Source organism: Sodalis-like endosymbiont of Proechinophthirus fluctus, assembly GCF_001602625.1.
In the GTDB taxonomy this organism is placed as follows: domain Bacteria; phylum Pseudomonadota; class Gammaproteobacteria; order Enterobacterales; family Enterobacteriaceae.
Genome location: NZ_LECR01000020.1, coordinates 1 through 1,055 on the forward strand (window position 1 = coordinate 1; position 1,055 = coordinate 1,055).

General features: G+C 55.9%; 1 protein-coding gene. It reads right to left on the minus strand.

The features are described 5' to 3' along the window. Positions 1-737: 737 nt before the first annotated feature. Positions 738-1,055, minus strand: a 318-nt coding sequence (locus BG74_RS14715; RefSeq protein ID WP_204376292.1) for a hypothetical protein, incomplete at its 5' end; no start/stop codon positions are given.

Below are 1,055 nucleotides of genomic sequence, written 5' to 3' on the forward strand. Positions count from 1 at the left end.
CAATGTATAGCGCACGCTGTGATATTCCAGATTTATTAGGGGTCCGGTCTCATCTGGGGTGATACCGCGCTGCCGGCTGAGGGCCTGCCGGTACGCGAGACAGCCAGAAGTCGCGTCCGAAGGCTAAATCCAGCAATTTAGCGCCAAGTCATAGCTGCGGACATGTAGACTCCAGAATATAAGAGGAATGATCGAACAAGGCCGTGGCCTAACACCGAACGATCAAATAAGTTTTCAGGGTAGCATATCTGCTACCTGAACGGAGGCCGAGATAACCAGCAGTCAGCTAAGCTAGACTCTGTTGCCGCTCTAAGCCACCACGCGTCGAGACGATATCGACGCGTACCGTTTGCGCGCGCCGCAGTCGCAGTCAGGCAATGCTCAACTTCAGCGGCAGTGAGCGGCATATAGGCCAGTAGCAACGCCAGGACCAACAGCGAAAGAACTGCACAGTATTATCAGATTCCCGCCCCAGTGATGCAGGGAAAAATAGCTCACTTCATCATGAGGCGAGAGACAGCGCCACCTTGACGCACTACCTAACTGTTAACATAAATATCGATGTCGGTTTTCTAGTCCAGATCGCGGACAATGTGCGGCTGCCAGTGCTCCGGATATTAAGATCGAGGCCGCCGAGGGAAATATTGCTGGTGCTACCCTGGCCGGATTCGCCGAATATCTCCCAACACTGCCAGTCAGGGCTCGGACCACGACGGGCGCCAGCAGGATCAGAAGTATCAACAGCAGCGACGTGCGGCGAAGCAACGCTTCGTGTCCCTCATAAGGACAGCTGATAACCTGCTCCTGCGGCGCGTTTCCTTGCGCACTTTGAGCAACTGCACCTGCTCATTGCCCTGTTCGCGAATTGATGAGTTGGGTACCGCCCCGCGCTCCATCACCATTATGCAGCGCATCGGTCGCCAGGCCATAGCGGGAGATAGCGTGGGTAACAGCCGCGCACCCTCCCCGCCTTCAGTTTGCGCAGAAGGGACTGAATGAACGACAGACGTTTTACGGAGACAGGGCAGGCACGCCAGCGATAATAGCGCCAGCCG